Origin of the sequence: Pseudomonas prosekii (genome assembly GCF_900105155.1) — a bacterium.
Lineage (GTDB): Bacteria > Pseudomonadota > Gammaproteobacteria > Pseudomonadales > Pseudomonadaceae > Aquipseudomonas > Aquipseudomonas prosekii.
On record NZ_LT629762.1, the window covers coordinates 841,199 to 857,793 of the forward strand.

Sequence of the window (16,595 nt, forward strand, 5' to 3'; positions counted from 1 at the left end):
AAGCCTCGCCCCTGCAGGGGAGCCGGGTACAAGGTCAGATGCGCACATTGCCTCGTGGTCCGGCGATGGCCCAGATGATCAGGCCCAGCACCGGCAGCAACAGGATCAGCAGCACCCAGACGATTTTCATCCCGGTGGTAGCGCCGCTTTTCAGCACGTTGATGATGGCCCAGATGTCGAGGGCGAAAATGATCAGGCCAATCAGACCGTTAAACGTCGAACCCATGGTGTTGCTCCCTAGATAGTGGCATGCAGTCTTAGGATAGCCGGCCCTGACGAGGGTTCCGTTTTATTGCATTAAACGTGAATCGCCACTTTCAGCGCTTCCAGAGACGGCGCGGCAGCGATGCCGACTTCGGCGCACAACTGCAGAACACGCGGCACGTCGTTGCCGTAAACCAGCACCACTTGCAGTTCGTCGTCGAGCAACTGGCTGAAGTTCATCAGCGTGTAACCGCCGTTTTCCTTGTTCATGCTGCTCATCTGCACCTGGATGCGGTTGAGCGCCGTCAGGGCTTCAGTCTTGGCCAGTTGCTTGGGTTTGACGTTGAAGTCGACGCCGGGGCCGAACGAGGCGACGATCTGCGCGAACAAGTCCATGTAGGTGTCAGCCTGAAACAGGACGGTTTCCGGCAGACTGCCGACCACCACCCACTCGCCCAATGGCATCGGGAAGGTGTCGTCGTAGTTGATGTCGGGATTGGCTGTCAGGAAAGCTTGCGGATCAGCGTAGGCCTGCGCCGCTTCGTCAGCGATCTTGAGGATTTCGTCATCGCCCATGCACCCGGAGCTGATTTTGCTGATGAGTTCGACGAGTGCGGTTTTCATGGCGCGGATCCTGTAGCGAAGGAGAATTTTGAGGGCGCGAAGGATACAGCATTACGCCGCCCATTGACGCTGTAGGAGCCTGGCTTGCCCGCGATGACATCAGCAAAATCGCCATCGCGGGCAAGCCAGGCTCCTACGGGATCAGCGGCAGGTTCGGGTTCAGGCCAGCAGCTTCTCCAGTTGCGCCATGGTATCCACCGCGCCCATGGTTTTCGCCGCATCGATTGCGGTCACGCCATTGGCGTCCTTGGCGCGCGGGTCGGCACCTTTGCTGATCAGGTAATCGACGATTTCCACGCGGTTGAACATCGCCGCCATCATCAGCGCCGTGCGGCCATCGAACGACGAGCCGTCAACCTGCGCCCCGCCTTCCACCAGCGCTTTGACCACCGCCAGATCGCCCTTGTACGCGGCGCCGGCAATCGGGCTCTGGCCGTTGTCGTTGCGGATCTCGGGATCGGCCTTGTGCTCGAGCAATACTTTCACCGTCTCGGCGTGACAGTGGTACGCAGCGAGCATCAACAACGTGTCGCCCTTGTGGTTGCGCAGGTTCGGCGGCAAGCCTTTGGTCAGCAGCGCAGCCATCATCGCGGCATCGCCCTCGCGCGCTTTGTTGAACACCTGTTCGGCAAATTCAGCAGCTTCTTCGGGCGTCATCTGGCGGCTTTGGTCTGACATAGGGACTCCATAATTGGTCGTTCGCAAAAGCCGACAGTTTCCCGAGCGCCCTCGCGCCTGTCACTCATTTTTTCTCATGCGCTGCCATAGCCAGATTTAATAGCGGTACTTGCCCGCGTAAATATCTGCCAGTACCTGCGTGGTCACTTGCACGTAAGTCTGGCTGCCCGGCAGCCACGCATAGATCGGATCATCAGCGGTTTTGCCCGGATCGAAACCCTCATCCTTGAGCCGGGTTTTCTGATATTTGAAGGTCCCGGTGGTTTCCATTTTGACCTTCACCCGCAGAAACAACGGCACTGCGTACGCCGGCATTTGTGCCTGCAAAAAACTCAGCAATTCGCTGAAATCCAGGGTCGCCAGCGACTCGGCCGGCGTGATCGCGGCCATGCCGGCGCGGCCATTGGTGTTGCAGATTTCCACGCCGTACGCCACGGCTTCGGAAATGTTCGGGTGCAGCAGCAGAATGTTTTCGACTTCGGTGGTCGAGACGTTTTCGCCCTTCCAGCGATAAGTGTCGCCCAAGCGATCAACAAACTGCGCATGGCCAAAACCGATGTTGCGCAACAAGTCGCCGGTATTGAAATAGCGGTCGCCTTTGCTGAACACATCGCGGAGCACGACTTTTTCGGTTTTCTGCGGATCGGTGTAGCCGTCCAGCGGCGCTTTGTCGTCGATTCTGGCGAGCAATAAACCCTGCCCGCCCTTGGCGACTTTGCTCATCAAACCCTTGGCGTTGCGAATTGGCGCGCCGCTGTCGTGGTCGTACGCCACCAGCTCCCAGTTCATCAATGAGAAACCGATGGTGTTGTCGAAGTTGAGAATGTTGCTGAAACCAATGTTGCCGTCGCTCGCCGCGTAGAGCTCGCAGATGTGGCCGACGCCGAAGCGCGTCTTGAATTGTTGCCACGCGCCGGGGCGCAGGCCGTTGCCGATCATCTTGGTCACGCCGTGTTGGTTGTCATCGGCGCTGGGCGGTTGATCGACCAGGTAACGGCACAATTCGCCGACATAACCGAGGGTGGTCGCGCGGTATTTGCGCACGTCGCTCCAGAACTGGCTGGCGCTGAATTTGCGGCGAATCGCAAACGCCGAGGCGCCGCTGATCGCCGAGCCCCAGCACACGCACAGGCCGGTGGCGTGATACAGCGGCAACGGGCAATAGACGACGTCTTCGGGGCGCATGTCCAACGCGATCAAACCAAAACTCGCCGAGCTGCGCATCCAGCGCCCGTGTTTGAACACGCCGGCCTTGGGCAGCCCGGTGGTGCCGGAGGTGTAGATGTAAAAGCAGGTGTCATCGCAAAACACCTGTTGGCTGCTTGGCGGGTTGTGGTTTCGGCTGGCGTCGCCAGCGTCGGCGCTGACTTCCATCAAGTTGATAAAGCCGTCGGGCGAAATGCCCGGACTGCCATAAGTTTCGCGGTCGGCGACAAACCAGGTGCGGGTTTCGGCAATCGCTACGCGCTGGCGGACTGCGGAATACGCCGGCACCAGCTCTTCGCCGACGATGATCGCGACCGGCGCCACGAGGTTAAGGCTGTGAACCAGCGCGTCACGAGTCTGCGAAGTGTTGAGCAACGCGCTGATCGCGCCGACCTTGGCCACGGCGAGAATGCTCACCAGCAGTTCCGGGCGGTTCTCGATGAAAATCGCCACCGCGTCGCCCTTGCCGATGCCTTGGCTGATCAGATGATGAGCGATGCGATTGGCCCACTGATTGACCTGCGCATAGGTCAGCGCCACGTCGTTTTGCAGCAGCGCGAGGCCGTCGGGGTTGCGCAAAGTCGCCTGTTCGAAGGTCCAGGCAAGGCCACACGGTTGGGTCGGGTCCTTGACGTTGGCGACTTTCATGCCCTTCACCACGCGGGGAATGGCTTTGGCGATCGTCGGTAATTTGCGGAGCATCATGCCCCAGGTGATCGTGTCGCGCATGGTAGCTCCCGGTCGGTCTTCTTATTATCGGGCGGCATGGAATGAGCCCGAAAATACGTCAGCCGTTCCGACGCTGTACACGCGGTTTTTGCAATGTTTTGTATCCGCTGCCGGGACACGCGAAAACACGATCCTTGCTTGTGCCTTTGGTTCCGTTGAATCGTGCAAAACCACGCAAAATGCAGGATGCACGATGGCTATTCATGCAGATTGCACGAAAGCACAAATTCGACATATAAATAACTTGTTGATTTATAACGATTTTTTAATTGCCTCGTGCTGGCACAATCACTGCAACTACCTCTCCATGCTTGCTAATCAAGTGCTAACGGAGCTGATAGACATGAGCCTGATCCAAGAAAAATTTAACTCCCTGTTCTCCAACTTCGACGTGACCACCCAGGCTCGACCTGACGGTGGCATCCTGCTGACATTGCGCAGCGCCGAAGGCAAAGTGTTCAAACGCTCGATCTCTTACCAGCAGTTGCACGCTGGCGATCAGTTGTCGTGGGTGATCAGCGCGATCCGCCGTGACCTGGCTGAACAGGCCAGTGAACTGCCGCAGATTTCGATGCTGCAGAGCCAACAACGATTTGCCCTGCCGACGTACCACTCGGCGTAAATCGTTCGACGCTGCAAACAGACAGGCCGTGAGCGTTATCGCTTCACGGCCTGAGTTGTTTGTGGGGTCTGCAACCCTATTGAATCCTGCGCACACCCTGTGGGAGCGAGCTTGCTCGCGATGGCGGTCTAGCAGTCATCCATTGGTTAACTGATCGGACGCTATCGCGAGCAAGCTCGCTCCCACAGGGATTGTGGTGTTGCGCAGGTTTGGTGGTTTAGAACACGCAGGGATCGATTTTGCCGAAGCTGTCGACGGTCACGTGCCCTGCCAACTCGCCACCCTCACGCGCCAACCCGCACGTTGCCATGCCCGCAGTTCGCGCCGCGTCGAGTTCTTCGACGATGTCGGACAGGAACAGAATCTCCCCCGCTGTCACGCCAATCGCCTGGGTAATGCGCTGATACGACTGCGCCTCACGTTTCGGCCCGGAGGTCGTGTCGAAATACCCGCTGAACAGCGGCGACAAATCCCCCGCCTCCGAGCAACCGAAGATCAGCTTCTGTGCCTGGATCGAGCCGGAGGAATACACAAACAGTTGAAAACCGTCCTGATGCCAGCGCTTCAGCGCGTCAACCGCGTCCGGGTAAACGTGGCCCTTCAACTGCCCGGCCTGATAACCCTGCTCCCAGACCATGCCCTGGATTGCCTTCAGCGGCGTGGCTTTGCGGTCTTCGGCGATCCAGCCCAGCAGAATCTCGATGACTCGCTCGACATCCGCCTGCGGTTCATTGCTGTCACGGCGCACGGCATCCAGTTGCTCGGCGACATCGGCGCGACCAGCGTTTTGCCGAACGAAGTCCGGCAAGTGTTTGGCGGCGTACGGGAACAGCACGTCGAAGACAAAACTCACCGCGCTGGTGGTGCCTTCGATGTCGGTGAGAATCGCTTTGATCGGCATCGGCTCAGTCCTCCAGGCGTGGGAAACGGCTGGCGATGTCTTCGCCGGTGAATTTGGCCACCCAGCCTTCAGCATTGTTAAACAGACGAATCGCCACGAAATGCGGATGTTCGCCCATGTCGAACCAGTGCGGCGTGCCGGCCGGCACCGAAATCAGGTCGTTTTTTTCGCAGAGCACGGCGTACACGTAATCGTCGATGTGCAGGGTAAACAAGCCACGCCCGGCGACGAAAAATCTGACTTCGTCTTCGCCATGTCGGTGCTCATCGAGAAACTTGGCGCGCAACTCGGCTTTCTGCGGATGGTCGCTGTTCAGGCTGATGACATCGACAGTGACGTAACCGCGCTCGGTCATCAGTTTGTCGATTTGTTCCTGATACGCAGCGATCACTTTTTCCTGACTGGCGCCGGGCTGGATTTTTGCGGCGGCTTGCCAGCGGTCGAAACGCACGCCTTGTTCGGCGAGGGTCGAAGCGATGTCTTCGAAATGGGTCAATACCTTGTTGGGTATTTCCGGGCTGGAGACGTGATAAACGGACAGGCTGCTCATGGGGCAATTCCTCGGTAGCGGCAGCGCCGTCCGGTTCTTGCAGACCGGTCGGGCGCGGCGTTTAAACAGGCAAACACGCTGCTTCTGGTGAAGTCAGCCTTGGCGGTTCAGGACGCTGCGGGTCTTCAACTCGCACTCGAACAAAAATTCAAAAGCTTCGATCTGCCGCAACGCGTCGCTCATGCGCGCGCCCCAGGTGTAAAGGCCGTGGCCACGGATCAGATAACCAACGCAATCGGGATGGGCGTCGAGCCAAGGCTGCACCTTGGCGGCGAGGCGCGCAATGTCTTGATCATTGTCGAAAATCGGCACGCGCACCAACGATTCGTGGGTCGAAATACCGCTGAAGGCTTTCTGCAATTCGTAGTCTTCGAACTCGATAAAATCTTCCGGCGTCAGGCGCGACAGCACCGTGGCGTTGACCGAATGCGTGTGCAACACCGCGCCGATCTCCGTGCGCCAGCTATACAGCTGCGTGTGCAACAAGGTTTCGGCGGACGGTTTTTTGCCCGGCTCCAGGCTATTGCCCGACAGGTCGGTGGCCAGCACATCGTCGATGCCGAGCTGGCCTTTGTGCTTGCCGGATACGGTCAGCAGCGCTTCGGTCGGCGACAGGCGCGTCGAGTAATTGCTGCTGGTGGCCGGCGACCAACCGCGTCCATAGAGAAAACGCCCGGCGTCGATGATTTCCAGGGCGAGGTGTTCACGGGTAAGGCTCATGGCCGGTCCTCTTGCATGCGTGTGGCAATGATAACGGCAGCGGCGAAGGCTGCGAGGCTGGCAATACTAAAGGTCAATGTTGCGCCGAGGGCATTCCAGCTGTAACCGGAATACAACGCGCCGAGCGCGCCGCCGGTGCCGGCCAACGCCGCGTATAACGCCTGGCCCTGACCTTGCTGGCGTGCGCCGAAACTACGTTGCACGAACTGGATGGCAGCAGCGTGAAAGCTGCCGAACGTTGCCGCGTGCAGCACTTGCGCGAACAGCAACACCCAGAGAAATTCGGCAAACGAACCTAGCAGCAACCAGCGCAGCGCCGCCAGCAGAAAACTCGCCATCAGCACCCGGCGCACCGAGAAGCGCGCGAGGATTTTGCTCATGGCCAGGAACATCAGCACTTCAGCGACCACGCCGACCGCCCAGAGCATGCCGATCACGCCGCGGCTATAACCGAGTCGCTCAAGGTGCAAAGTCAGAAAGGTGTAATACGGGCCGTGGCTCATCTGCATCAGCGCCACGCAGGCATAAAACGCCAATACGCCGGGGCTGCGCAATTGCTTGAGAAAACCCTGCCCCGCCACGCGTTCGCTGTGCAGCGGTTGCGCGTTCGGCACCCACACGCTGCTGACGACAATCCCGGCCATGATCAGCACCAGCGCAATCGGGTAGACGTCCAGGCTCAGCCATTCGAACACGCGCCCGAGCGCGACCACGGTGATGATGAAACCGATCGAGCCCCACAAGCGAATCTGGCTGTAACGCGAGGTCTGACCGTTCAAATGTGCGAGCGTGATCACTTCGAATTGCGGCAACACCGCGTGCCAGAAGAATGCGTGCAGCGCCATGACCATCGCCAGCCAGGCGTAGGTTTTGCTGACGAAGATCAGCGAGAACGTGAGCAACGTACAGACGGCGCCGAAACGCACGATGGCCAGGCGCCGGCCAGTGTAGTCGCCGAGCCAGCCCCAGATGTTAGGCGCGACGCAGCGCATCAACATCGGAATCGCCACCAGCTCGCCGATGCGCGCGCTGGAAAATCCGAGGTGATCGAAATACAGCGCCAGAAATGGCGCTGTCGAACCGAGCAAGGCGAAATAGAACAGGTAAAAACTGGACAGCCGCCAGTACGGGAGCGCCGCCATGGTCCTCAGACCAAAACGGCTTTGAGGTCAGCCATTACAGCTGACCCAACACCGGCGTGTTGACGCGCACATCGGCGTTTTGCCCACGATGACGCAGCAGGTGATCCATCAACACAATGGCCATCATCGCCTCGGCAATCGGCGTGGCGCGGATGCCGACGCACGGGTCGTGACGGCCCTTGGTGATGACATCGACCGGGTTGCCATTGACGTCAATCGAGCGGCCCGGCGTGGTAATGCTGGAGGTGGGCTTCAACGCCAGGTGCGCGACGATTGGCTGGCCGGAGGAGATCCCGCCGAGGATGCCGCCGGCATTGTTGCTGAGGAAACCGTCCGGGGTCATTTCGTCGCGGTGCTCGGTGCCGCGCTGGGCGACACTGGCGAAACCGGCGCCGATTTCCACGCCTTTGACCGCGTTGATGCTCATCAGCGCGTGGGCCAGTTCGGCGTCGAGGCGATCGAAGATCGGCTCGCCGAGGCCGGGCATCACGCCTTCGGCAACCACGGTGATTTTTGCACCGACCGAATCCTGGTCGCGGCGCAACTGGTCCATATAGGCTTCCAGTTCCGGCACTTTGTCCGGGTCGGGGCTGAAGAACGCGTTGTCTTCTACCGAATCCCAAGTCTTGAACGGGATTTCGATCGGGCCGAGCTGGCTCATGTAACCGCGAATGACGATGCCTTGGCTCGCCAGGTATTTCTTGGCAATCGCCCCCGCCGCCACGCGCATCGCGGTTTCCCGCGCCGAGCTGCGACCGCCGCCGCGGTAATCGCGTTCGCCGTACTTGTGGTGGTAGGTGTAGTCGGCGTGCGCCGGGCGGAACAGGTCTTTGATCGCCGAGTAGTCCTTGGACTTCTGGTCGGTGTTGCGGATCAACAGGCCAATCGCGCAACCGGTGGTGCGGCCTTCAAACACGCCGCTGAGGATTTCGACTTCGTCGGCTTCCTGGCGTTGCGTGGTGTGGCGGCTGGTGCCGGGCTTGCGCCGATCAAGGTCACGCTGCAGATCCTCCAGGGAAATCTCCAGCCCCGGCGGGCAGCCGTCGACAATGGCGACCAACGCCGGACCATGGCTTTCGCCAGCGGTGGTGACCGTGAACAGCTTGCCGTAGGTATTGCCGGACATGCGGGACGCTCCGTGAAATCGAACCTGAATACGTAATGCGCGCCAGTATACGCAGGCTACCCAAGTAGTTCATCCTCGAACCTTTCTAGCCTTAACCTTTCCACCCTTGAACCTTTCCACCCCTGAACCTTTCCACCTGCGAACCTTATTGGGTGCCCGCGAGTCCAACCGGCAACCTTGTTGATGATGGCGTGATGATGCTGCGAGTTCTAGTCTTGAGCCTTACCCTGTTTACCGGCTTCGCCCAGGCCACTGTCCTACAGCGGCCAATCAGTTTGATCACCGGCACCGGGGAGCTTTTCGGCTCCCTGCTGTTGCCTAAATCCGACACGCCTGTGCCCGTTGTCCTGATCATTTCCGGCTCCGGTCCTACAGATCGCGACGGCAATAATCCGGATGGCGGACGCAACGACAGCCTCAAACGGCTGGCGTGGGTGTTGGCCAAACACAATATTGCCAGCGTGCGCTACGACAAGCGCGGCGTCGCGGCGAGCCTTGCCGCGACCCCGGACGAGCGCAATCTGTCGGTGGAAGCCTACGTTGCCGACGCCGAAGCCTGGGGCCAGAAGCTCAAGGCTGATCCGCGTTTTGGCCCGTTGATTCTGCTGGGCCACAGCGAAGGCGCATTGATCGCCACGCTGGCGGCGCCGAGTGTCGATGCGTCGGCGGTGATTTCCATGTCCGGCAGCGCGCGCCCGGTTGACCAAGTGTTGCGTCAGCAATTGAGCAATCGCCTGCCGCCACCGCTGATGCTGCGCAGCAATGAATTGCTCGACAGCCTCAAGGCCGGGCGCACCGACGAAAATGTCCCGCCACAATTGCAGGTGATTTTCCGTCCGAGCGTGCAGCCCTACCTGATTTCATTGTTCCGTCAGGACCCGGCCGCCGCGTTTGCCAAACTGAAAATGCCGGCGCTTATCGTTCAGGGCACCAACGATATCCAGGTCGGCGTCGGTGACGCCAAGCTGCTCAAGGAAGCCAAACCGGACGCCGAACTGGCGGTGATTGAAGGCATGAACCACGTGATGCGCATCGTCCCCAACGACGTGAAGCGGCAATTGGCCTCGTACAAGGACCCGCAATTGCCGCTGGCCGCCGAACTGGGTGCGCGCATCCTTGGGTTTATTGACGGACTTCGCACCCGTTAAGCGCTGATTGCCCTCCAGTCTTGAGTAAAACGGCCGATAAGCCTTTGTCGCCAGCGCTAAGACTGGCGGCAAGCAGAGCTTGGACAGGATCTCGCCGTTATGACTGATACCCAGACTTCACCCGACACCAGCGCTGAAAAAGAAGCACCGCCAGCGGTCGAGCTGCCGTGGGCGGATGTGCATGCCGAGCACCACAGAATGCTGCGTCTGGCGCCGTTGAAGACCGATCGCAACACCGGCGGGCGGCCGTTGCGTTTTGTTGAATTCGGTTACGCCGAGCGCAACAGCAAAGAACTCAGCCTGATGCGCCTGACCATCAAGCTGCCGGGCCAGCGGGTGCGCAAGGAACAGAATCTGCTGGACGTGTGGGTCGATCACCAGACCCGCCGCGTGCATTTCGGCCCTGACAGCGGGCTGCAGATCGAACCGCTGAACCGTGGCATCGGCCGTTACCTCGCCGCTCAAGGCATCAGTTGGGCGAAGAAACGCTGGCCGGGCTACACCGTCGACGGCACCGACCTGAACAACAAAGACGCGCTGAACGAAGACACTCGCCTGCGCCGCGATCACTTTTTGCGCGCGCACGGTTTTGAAGTGGCGTATGCCGATGCCCAGCATTTGAAGGGCAGCGTCAAAGAAGTGAAGGTTGGTGATTTACTCGCGGACTGGAACAGCGAAAAGCTCCAGCAGGTGGAAATTCTCGAAGCCGCGCAGATGCTTCAGCAAGCCGAGCACAACCTGGCTGAGCAGGAAGTGAAGCTGAAGAAGCACGAAGAGAAAGTCAGCAAGTACAAACGTGAAGACGCCGGGCTGCGCTTCACCATTACCTGCCTGGTGGCATTTGCAGTGTTTCAGGCGGGATTGCTGATCTGGATTGCTACGCACCGGTAGCAACACTTTGTGGCGATGGGGCTTGTTGTGGCGAGGGGGCTTGCCCCCGTTCGGCTGCGCAGCAGTCGTAAACCGCTTGCTGCGGTTTAACGCTGAAATGCGCGGGGAAATGCGCGGGCCGCCTCGCGACCCAACGGGAGCAAGCCCCCTCGCCACAAATGATAGCGGTCAGACGCGGGACGCGAAGACGGCCTGATGCTCGCGGCATTGCTCCGCTGTCAGCATGAACACGCCATGCCCGCCGCGCTCGAAATCGAGCCAGGCGAAATCGACTTCCGGGTATAGCGCTTCAACGTGAACCTGGCTGTTGCCCACTTCGACAATCAACAAACCCTTCTCGGTCAGGTGATCCGCCGCTTCGGCGAGCATCCGGCGCACCAGGTTCAAACCATCCTCACCACACGCCAGGCCCAGCTCCGGTTCGTGCTGGTATTCATCCGGCATGTCGGCGAAATCTTCGGCATCGACGTAAGGCGGGTTCGACACGATCAAGTCGAAACGTTGCCCCGGCAAACCATCAAAACCATCGCCCTGAACCGTGTACACGCGCTCATCGACGCCGTGGCGCTCGATGTTCTGGTTCGCCACTTCGAGCGCTTCGAACGACAGATCGGCCAGCACCACTTCGGCGTTCTGGAACTCGTAGGCACAGGCAATGCCGATGCAACCGGAACCGGTGCAGAGGTCGAGAATGCGTGCCGGATCGTTGCCCAGCCAAGGCGCAAAGCGCTTTTCGATCAGCTCACCAATCGGTGAACGCGGGATCAGCACACGCTCGTCAACGATGAACGACATGCCGCAGAACCAGGCCTCGCCCAACAGGTAAGCGGTGGGAATGCGCTCCTCGATGCGGCGCTTGAGCAGCCGTTGCAGCTTGACCAGCTCGTCGTCTTCCAACGCGCAATCGAGGTAGCTGTCGGCGATTTCCCACGGCAAGTGCAGCGAACCCAACACCAGTTGACGGGCTTCGTCCCAGGCGTTGTCGGTCCCATGGCCGAAAAACAGATCCTCCCCATGGAAGCGGCTGACGGCCCAACGGATATGGTCGCGCAGGGTACGAAGTCGGGAAGTGATCACGAGGCAAACTCCAAATAAAACGAGTGGCAATAAAACGACTGGCGATTCTACCAGCCAAAGCGCGCCACGACGACGCGGGAAAAACACCGGAGCAGATGTAGGACTTATCTGTATTTTCCATTGGCTATTGAACACAATGCGCATCTTGACAAGGCTGCACGCCAGCAACGACGGCGCCTGCGATAGTAGCGATTCACAGAACCGCTCAGCCAGAGGACAATGTCGCAAAAGCCCCACTCCAAGGAGCCCCAGAATGTCCGTTCCACAAACGATGTTTCATCTCAGCGGCCGCGGTTACCCGGCGGCCAAACTGAGCCAGGCGACGCTGATCATCATCGATGCGCAGAAGGAATACCTCAGCGGCCCGCTGGCCCTGAGCGGCATGGATAATGCCGTCGCCAACATCAAGCAACTGGTGAGCGCTGCCCGCGCAGCCGGTCGGCCGATCGTCCATGTGCGCCACCTCGGCACCGTCGGCGGGCTGTTCGATCCGCAAGGCGAACGCGGTGAATTCATCCCGGGCCTGGAGCCACAGGGCGACGAAACCATCATCGGCAAGTTGCTGCCGAGCGCGTTTCACGGCACCCCGCTGTACGATCGTTTGCAGGAACTCGGTTCGCTGGACCTGATCGTTGCCGGTTTCATGAGCCATTCCAGCGTCAGCACCACGGTACGCGCGGCGAAAAACCTGGGTTTCCGTTGCACACTCGTTGAAGACGCCTGCGCCACTCGCGATTTGCCCTACAAGGACAGCGTGCTGAGCGCCGAACATGTGCAGCAGACCGAAATGGCGATCATGGCGGACAACTTCGCCACCCTCACCCTGACCCACGATTTGATCTGATCGCCTGACGCTGAGCGGTCGATGCCGCCGCTCATCCGCAAAAGCCTCTCATTTGCTGCAATTGCCTTAGCCTCAGGAACATCCCGGTCAACTCCCGGTCGAAGGGCCGATACCCATTGAGGAAGGTCGGAATGAAGTTATCCGATGGTTTTGACGCACGCCGCTTGCGGCCCAAAGGCCAAAGCAACTGGCGTTTTCGAATCGGCGCAACGATTGCCGCGCTGCTGGCGATGCTCGGTGTGCTGATGGCACTGGCCGGCGGCGCCAGTCTGCTCGGCCACGCGCCCGCGATGGGCGAACTGAACACCAACAAGGCCGGCGCGGCGGTGATCCTGGTGATTGGCCTGCTGGTGTTGTACATCGGCGTCTGGCTGTGGCGTCGTTGCAGACGTCGCTCGCGCCAGTCGCAAGAGCTGAACATGGCTCCGCATCTGATGAAAAAACACGACTGAATCCTCGAGCTCGGCACTGGCCGGGCTCCAATTGTTTGTTATGGATAGCGTCGTGACTTGGGTAAACTGCCCTCCTTCGCGGAGGCTGACATGCAAGACGACGATTTTTCCCTGTTCAAAAGTGCGATCCAAGGCGTCAAGCCGATCAAGCACGATCGCGCCGAAACCGGCAAACCCAAGGCTGACCGCGCGCAGATTGCCAAGCTGCGTCAGGCTGCCACCGTGCGCACCGATGCGACCACCGTCGACGGCCTGTCCGATCAGTTTGTGATCGACGTTGGCCCGGAAGACGAGCTCATGTGGGCCCGCGACGGGGTTCAGGAAAGCCAGATCCGCAAACTGAAGATTGGCCAGATCCCCTTCGAAGGCAGCCTCGACCTGCACGGCATGAATGTCGGAAAGGCCCGCGAAACCCTGTGGGCGTTCCTTGCCGAAGCGACCAAATTCGAAATCCGCTGCGTGCGCGTCACCCACGGCAAAGCGGTGCGCCTGGACGGCAAGCGGCCGATGATCAAAAGCCACGTCAACACCTGGCTGCGCCAGCATTCCCAAGTACTCGGCTTCACCTCTTGCCAAGCTAAACACGGCGGCGCCGGAGCGGTTTATGTGCTGCTCAAACGGACCATGATGGAAGGTCGCGACGAGTAAAGCTGTCGCTTCACGCTTGCAGCGCCGTGTCCGCCACCGTACCCTTGCCCTTTGCGTAAAATCCCACAGGTAGTTTCATGTCCCTGGAACAGAATTACACCGCGATTCTCGGCCAATTGGGCGAGGACGTTTCCCGCGAGGGCCTGCTCGACACGCCAAAGCGTGCCGCCAAAGCCATGCAGTACCTCTGCCGCGGTTATGAACAGACGCTTGAAGAAGTCACCAATGGTGCCTTGTTCAGCTCCGACAACAGCGAAATGGTGCTGGTCAAGGACATCGAGCTCTACTCGTTGTGCGAACACCATTTGCTGCCGTTTATCGGCAAGGCGCACGTCGCCTATATCCCGAGCGGCAAGGTGTTGGGGCTGTCGAAAGTCGCGCGGATCGTCGATATGTACGCCCGCCGCCTGCAGATCCAGGAAAACCTCAGCCGCCAGATCGCCGACGCGGTCCAGCAAGTCACCGGCGCCCTGGGCGTTGCAGTGGTGATCGAGGCCAAGCACATGTGCATGATGATGCGCGGTGTCGAGAAACAGAATTCGTCGATGATCACTTCGGTGATGCTCGGCGAGTTCCGCGAAAACGCCGCTACCCGCAGCGAGTTTCTCAGCCTGATCAAGTAATTCGGCAGCACGAAGAAAACCGGCATTCATCGCCGGTTTTTTTTCGCCCGTGAAAAGTACGGTAAGCTGCGCGCCTTCTTTCGCCCCGTGAGGCTTATACCGTGTTCGTAAAAGCGCTTCGTGTCGGCCTTGGCCAACTGATCATCTTCATCGACTTCATCACCCGCCCCGGCAAGAAGCAGCGCCCGGCGGAACATCAAGCCAAGGTCAACGCGGCAGCCAAGGACCTGACGCTGTATCAGTTCCACGCCTGCCCGTTCTGCGTGAAAACCCGCCGCACGCTGCGCCGCTTGAATGTGCCGGTGGCGTTGCGTGATGCGAAAAACAACGAGCAGGATCGCCAGGCGTTGCTGGATCAGGGCGGCAAAATCAAAGTCCCGTGCCTGCGCATCGAAGAAAATGGGCAGACCACCTGGATGTATGAATCCAAGGTGATTATTGATTATCTGGATAAGCGCTTTGCTGCGGTTTGATGGATTTGCAGTGTCCTGTTTGATGCCATCGCGAGCAAGCTCGCTCCCGCAGGGTTTTGTGGGGTGATGGAAATAGGCGGCACCTTCGATCCCTTGCGGGAGCGAGCTTGCTCGCGATGAGGCCAGCCCAGACACCACAATTCACAGACCCAAAAAAACCGGCCCTCGAGCCGGTTTTTTTATGCCTTCACGCAGCCTGCAACGCCTGCGCCTGCCGCACCACCGTCGCCAGTCTGAGCCCTATCGCGAGCAGGCTCGCTCCTACAGGGAAATGCGGTCGACTGGAGGAGTGAGCCTGCTCGCGATGGCGTCGGAACAGGCGATATATCGCTAACGCCAAAAAATTCGTCTACAAAACCAAAAACATTATTTGCTTTATTTGTATACAAAAGCATAATCCACTTCGTGCGAGTTCCTGACCAAGCGGTCAACAAATTCGCAAGTGCCTCAAAGGACCGCTGCCACCCTCATGGGTCCGGTCCTGGAAATAAAAATAAAACTCTTGAGGAGTACTCGCTGTGGAAAGCCGCAAATCCGAAGCCCCGTCGCTGGATCTCTCGCCGCCGTTACGCAAAGGCTGGCTGGAGCGCATCTTCAAACTCAGCTTGCATGGCACCACGGTGAAGACCGAGCTGATCGCCGGTCTGACAACCTTCATTACCATGGCGTACATCATCTTCGTCAACCCGAACATCATGGCTGACGCTGGCATCGACCACGGTGCGGCGTTTGTTGCCACTTGCATCGCCGCCGCGCTCGGCTGCCTGCTGATGGGCCTGTACGCGAACTGGCCGGTCGGCCTCGCGCCGGGCATGGGCCTCAACGCGTTCTTCACCTATACCGTGGTCGGCACCATGGGCTACAACTGGGAAACCGCCCTCGGCGCGGTGTTTATCTCGGGCGTGTTGTTCATGTTCCTGACCTTTTCGCGGATCCGCGAATGGTTGCTCAACAGCATTCCAGTCAGCCTGCGCTACGCCATGGGCGCCGGCGTCGGCCTGTTCCTCGGCCTGATCGGCCTGAAAACCGCCGGCATCGTCGTCGACAGCCCGGCCACCCTGATCAAACTCGGCTCCCTGCGCGAGCCCGGCCCGCTGCTCGCGGCCATCTGCTTCCTGATGATCGCCGTGCTCAGCTATCACCGAGTGTTCGGCGCCATTTTGATCAGTATCATCGCCGTGACATTGGCCGGTTGGGGCCTGGGCCTGGTTCACTATCAAGGCCTGATGTCGGCACCGCCAAGTCTGGCGCCGACCTGGATGGCCATGGACGTCGCCGGCGTGTTCAACATCAGCATGATCAGCGTGGTGTTGGCGTTCCTCTTCGTGCACATGTTCGACACCGCGGGCACCTTGATGGGCGTCGCCCAGCGCGCCGGTCTGGTCAACGCCGACGGCAAAATCGAAAACCTCTCCCGCGCACTCAAGGCTGACAGTGCGTCGAGCGTATTCGGCGCGATGGTCGGCGTGCCGCCGGTCACCAGTTATGTAGAAAGTGCCGCCGGTGTGGCAGCGGGTGGTCGGACTGGTCTTACCGCTGTGACCGTAGGTGTGCTATTTATTGCCGCAATGTTTTTCGCACCGCTGGCCGGCATGATTCCGGCTTACGCCACCGCCGGCGCACTGATTTATGTCGCGATGCTGATGATGGGCGGCATGGCGCACATCGAATGGGACGAAGCCACCGACAGCATTCCGGCCATCGTGACCGCGATCATGATGCCGCTGACCTTCTCGGTCGCCGACGGCATCGCGCTGGGCTTTATCACTTACGTGGTGTTGAAGGCTTGCACCGGTAAACACAAGGAAATTTCCATCAGTTTGTGGGTGCTCTGCGCGATCTTCATCGCCAAGTTCGTTTTTCTGTAAGCCGTCTACGTTTCAAAACAGTTTTCAAAACAGTTTTTTCAAAACGGTGCTTCAAAACAGCCTCACCCC

Annotated in this window: 19 protein-coding genes; 9 read left to right on the plus strand and 10 right to left on the minus strand. The window is 59.5% G+C overall.

The features are described 5' to 3' along the window. Window positions 1-34: 34 nt before the first annotated feature. The 4 genes from BLU01_RS03810 to BLU01_RS03825 all read right to left on the minus strand — a co-directional run bounded on the left by BLU01_RS03810 (window position 35) and on the right by BLU01_RS03825 (window position 3,441). The gene (locus BLU01_RS03810; protein ID WP_092271060.1) at window positions 35-226 is read right to left on the minus strand and encodes a PLDc N-terminal domain-containing protein; all 192 of its coding nucleotides are present in this window, start codon (window positions 224-226) and stop codon (window positions 35-37) included. 71 nt (window positions 227-297) lie between these two features. Next, complete coding sequence (locus tag BLU01_RS03815) at window positions 298-828, minus strand: hypothetical protein (protein ID WP_092271063.1); 531 nt, start codon at window positions 826-828, stop codon at window positions 298-300. A gap of 159 nt (window positions 829-987) precedes the next feature. After that, the gene (locus tag BLU01_RS03820; RefSeq protein WP_092271066.1) at window positions 988-1,506 is read right to left on the minus strand and encodes an ankyrin repeat domain-containing protein; all 519 of its coding nucleotides are present in this window, start codon (window positions 1,504-1,506) and stop codon (window positions 988-990) included. A gap of 96 nt (window positions 1,507-1,602) precedes the next feature. Then, window positions 1,603-3,441 (minus strand): long-chain-acyl-CoA synthetase, encoded by a 1,839-nt coding sequence (locus BLU01_RS03825; RefSeq protein WP_092271069.1) that lies wholly within the window; start codon window positions 3,439-3,441, stop codon window positions 1,603-1,605. A gap of 343 nt (window positions 3,442-3,784) precedes the next feature. Here BLU01_RS03825 and BLU01_RS03830 point away from each other — a divergent pair, with 343 nt between their 5' ends. Beyond that, on the plus strand, window positions 3,785-4,063 hold the full coding sequence (locus BLU01_RS03830; protein ID WP_092271072.1) for a DUF3509 domain-containing protein: 279 nt from the start codon (window positions 3,785-3,787) through the stop codon (window positions 4,061-4,063). A 217-nt stretch (window positions 4,064-4,280) separates the two neighbouring features. Here BLU01_RS03830 and mtnC read toward each other — a convergent pair whose 3' ends face one another. The 5 genes from mtnC to aroC form a co-directional block, all read right to left on the minus strand. Beyond that, the gene (gene mtnC, locus BLU01_RS03835) at window positions 4,281-4,964 is read right to left on the minus strand and encodes an acireductone synthase (protein ID WP_092271075.1); all 684 of its coding nucleotides are present in this window, start codon (window positions 4,962-4,964) and stop codon (window positions 4,281-4,283) included. Between the two features lie 4 nt (window positions 4,965-4,968). Beyond that, window positions 4,969-5,514 (minus strand): 1,2-dihydroxy-3-keto-5-methylthiopentene dioxygenase, encoded by a 546-nt coding sequence (locus BLU01_RS03840; protein WP_092271078.1) that lies wholly within the window; start codon window positions 5,512-5,514, stop codon window positions 4,969-4,971. A 93-nt stretch (window positions 5,515-5,607) separates the two neighbouring features. Further along, entirely contained in the window at window positions 5,608-6,234 is a 627-nt protein-coding gene (locus BLU01_RS03845; RefSeq protein WP_092271081.1) for a methylthioribulose 1-phosphate dehydratase, read from the minus strand. Next, on the minus strand, window positions 6,231-7,376 hold the full coding sequence (locus BLU01_RS03850; protein WP_092271084.1) for an MFS transporter: 1,146 nt from the start codon (window positions 7,374-7,376) through the stop codon (window positions 6,231-6,233). The genes BLU01_RS03845 and BLU01_RS03850 overlap by 4 nt, the downstream gene beginning before the upstream one ends. Before the next feature lie 34 nt (window positions 7,377-7,410). Continuing rightward, window positions 7,411-8,502: a chorismate synthase gene (aroC, locus tag BLU01_RS03855; RefSeq protein WP_092271087.1), complete on the minus strand. Its 1,092-nt coding sequence runs from the start codon at window positions 8,500-8,502 to the stop codon at window positions 7,411-7,413. Window positions 8,503-8,696: 194 nt separating this feature from the next. Here aroC and BLU01_RS03860 point away from each other — a divergent pair, with 194 nt between their 5' ends. Next, a complete protein-coding gene (locus BLU01_RS03860) occupies window positions 8,697-9,650 on the plus strand; it encodes an alpha/beta hydrolase (protein ID WP_092271090.1) in 954 nt (317 codons plus the stop codon). Between the two features lie 99 nt (window positions 9,651-9,749). Beyond that, entirely contained in the window at window positions 9,750-10,541 is a 792-nt protein-coding gene (locus BLU01_RS03865; RefSeq protein WP_092271093.1) for a hypothetical protein, read from the plus strand. Between the two features lie 168 nt (window positions 10,542-10,709). Here BLU01_RS03865 and prmB read toward each other — a convergent pair whose 3' ends face one another. Further along, window positions 10,710-11,618 (minus strand): 50S ribosomal protein L3 N(5)-glutamine methyltransferase, encoded by a 909-nt coding sequence (prmB, locus tag BLU01_RS03870; protein ID WP_092271096.1) that lies wholly within the window; start codon window positions 11,616-11,618, stop codon window positions 10,710-10,712. Between the two features lie 253 nt (window positions 11,619-11,871). On the opposite strand from prmB, the gene BLU01_RS03875 reads away from it, so the two are divergent. The 6 genes from BLU01_RS03875 (at window position 11,872) to BLU01_RS03900 (ending at window position 16,526) form a co-directional block, all read left to right on the plus strand. After that, on the plus strand, window positions 11,872-12,462 hold the full coding sequence (locus BLU01_RS03875; protein ID WP_092271099.1) for a cysteine hydrolase family protein: 591 nt from the start codon (window positions 11,872-11,874) through the stop codon (window positions 12,460-12,462). Between the two features lie 131 nt (window positions 12,463-12,593). Further along, on the plus strand, window positions 12,594-12,914 hold the full coding sequence (locus BLU01_RS03880) for a hypothetical protein (protein ID WP_092271102.1): 321 nt from the start codon (window positions 12,594-12,596) through the stop codon (window positions 12,912-12,914). A gap of 90 nt (window positions 12,915-13,004) precedes the next feature. Beyond that, window positions 13,005-13,562, plus strand: a complete 558-nt coding sequence (locus BLU01_RS03885) for a Smr/MutS family protein (RefSeq protein WP_092271105.1) — start codon at window positions 13,005-13,007, stop codon at window positions 13,560-13,562. Window positions 13,563-13,639: 77 nt separating this feature from the next. Continuing rightward, window positions 13,640-14,185: a GTP cyclohydrolase I FolE gene (folE, locus tag BLU01_RS03890; protein ID WP_003204506.1), complete on the plus strand. Its 546-nt coding sequence runs from the start codon at window positions 13,640-13,642 to the stop codon at window positions 14,183-14,185. 101 nt (window positions 14,186-14,286) lie between these two features. Next, window positions 14,287-14,658 carry a glutathione S-transferase N-terminal domain-containing protein gene (locus tag BLU01_RS03895; RefSeq protein WP_092271108.1) on the plus strand — a complete coding sequence of 124 codons (372 nt, stop codon included), beginning with the start codon at window positions 14,287-14,289 and terminating at the stop codon, window positions 14,656-14,658. Between the two features lie 518 nt (window positions 14,659-15,176). Next, window positions 15,177-16,526, plus strand: a complete 1,350-nt coding sequence (locus tag BLU01_RS03900; RefSeq protein ID WP_092271111.1) for an NCS2 family permease — start codon at window positions 15,177-15,179, stop codon at window positions 16,524-16,526. Window positions 16,527-16,595 lie beyond the last annotated feature (69 nt).

What these genes read in the sequence shown, in the direction of transcription:
- BLU01_RS03810 (WP_092271060.1), bottom strand. Translation starts at nt 226, where the DNA reads ATGGGTTCGACGTTTAACGGTCTGATTGGCCTGATCATTTTCGCCCTC.
- BLU01_RS03815 (WP_092271063.1), bottom strand. Translation starts at nt 828, where the DNA reads ATGAAAACCGCACTCGTCGAACTCATCAGCAAAATCAGCTCCGGGTGC.
- BLU01_RS03820 (WP_092271066.1), bottom strand. Translation starts at nt 1,506, where the DNA reads ATGTCAGACCAAAGCCGCCAGATGACGCCCGAAGAAGCTGCTGAATTT.
- BLU01_RS03825 (WP_092271069.1), bottom strand. Translation starts at nt 3,441, where the DNA reads ATGCGCGACACGATCACCTGGGGCATGATGCTCCGCAAATTACCGACG.
- BLU01_RS03830 (WP_092271072.1), top strand. Translation starts at nt 3,785, where the DNA reads ATGAGCCTGATCCAAGAAAAATTTAACTCCCTGTTCTCCAACTTCGAC.
- mtnC (WP_092271075.1), bottom strand. Translation starts at nt 4,964, where the DNA reads ATGCCGATCAAAGCGATTCTCACCGACATCGAAGGCACCACCAGCGCG.
- BLU01_RS03840 (WP_092271078.1), bottom strand. Translation starts at nt 5,514, where the DNA reads ATGAGCAGCCTGTCCGTTTATCACGTCTCCAGCCCGGAAATACCCAAC.
- BLU01_RS03845 (WP_092271081.1), bottom strand. Translation starts at nt 6,234, where the DNA reads ATGAGCCTTACCCGTGAACACCTCGCCCTGGAAATCATCGACGCCGGG.
- BLU01_RS03850 (WP_092271084.1), bottom strand. Translation starts at nt 7,376, where the DNA reads ATGGCGGCGCTCCCGTACTGGCGGCTGTCCAGTTTTTACCTGTTCTAT.
- aroC (WP_092271087.1), bottom strand. Translation starts at nt 8,502, where the DNA reads ATGTCCGGCAATACCTACGGCAAGCTGTTCACGGTCACCACCGCTGGC.
- BLU01_RS03860 (WP_092271090.1), top strand. Translation starts at nt 8,697, where the DNA reads ATGATGCTGCGAGTTCTAGTCTTGAGCCTTACCCTGTTTACCGGCTTC.
- BLU01_RS03865 (WP_092271093.1), top strand. Translation starts at nt 9,750, where the DNA reads ATGACTGATACCCAGACTTCACCCGACACCAGCGCTGAAAAAGAAGCA.
- BLU01_RS03875 (WP_092271099.1), top strand. Translation starts at nt 11,872, where the DNA reads ATGTCCGTTCCACAAACGATGTTTCATCTCAGCGGCCGCGGTTACCCG.
- BLU01_RS03880 (WP_092271102.1), top strand. Translation starts at nt 12,594, where the DNA reads ATGAAGTTATCCGATGGTTTTGACGCACGCCGCTTGCGGCCCAAAGGC.
- BLU01_RS03885 (WP_092271105.1), top strand. Translation starts at nt 13,005, where the DNA reads ATGCAAGACGACGATTTTTCCCTGTTCAAAAGTGCGATCCAAGGCGTC.
- folE (WP_003204506.1), top strand. Translation starts at nt 13,640, where the DNA reads ATGTCCCTGGAACAGAATTACACCGCGATTCTCGGCCAATTGGGCGAG.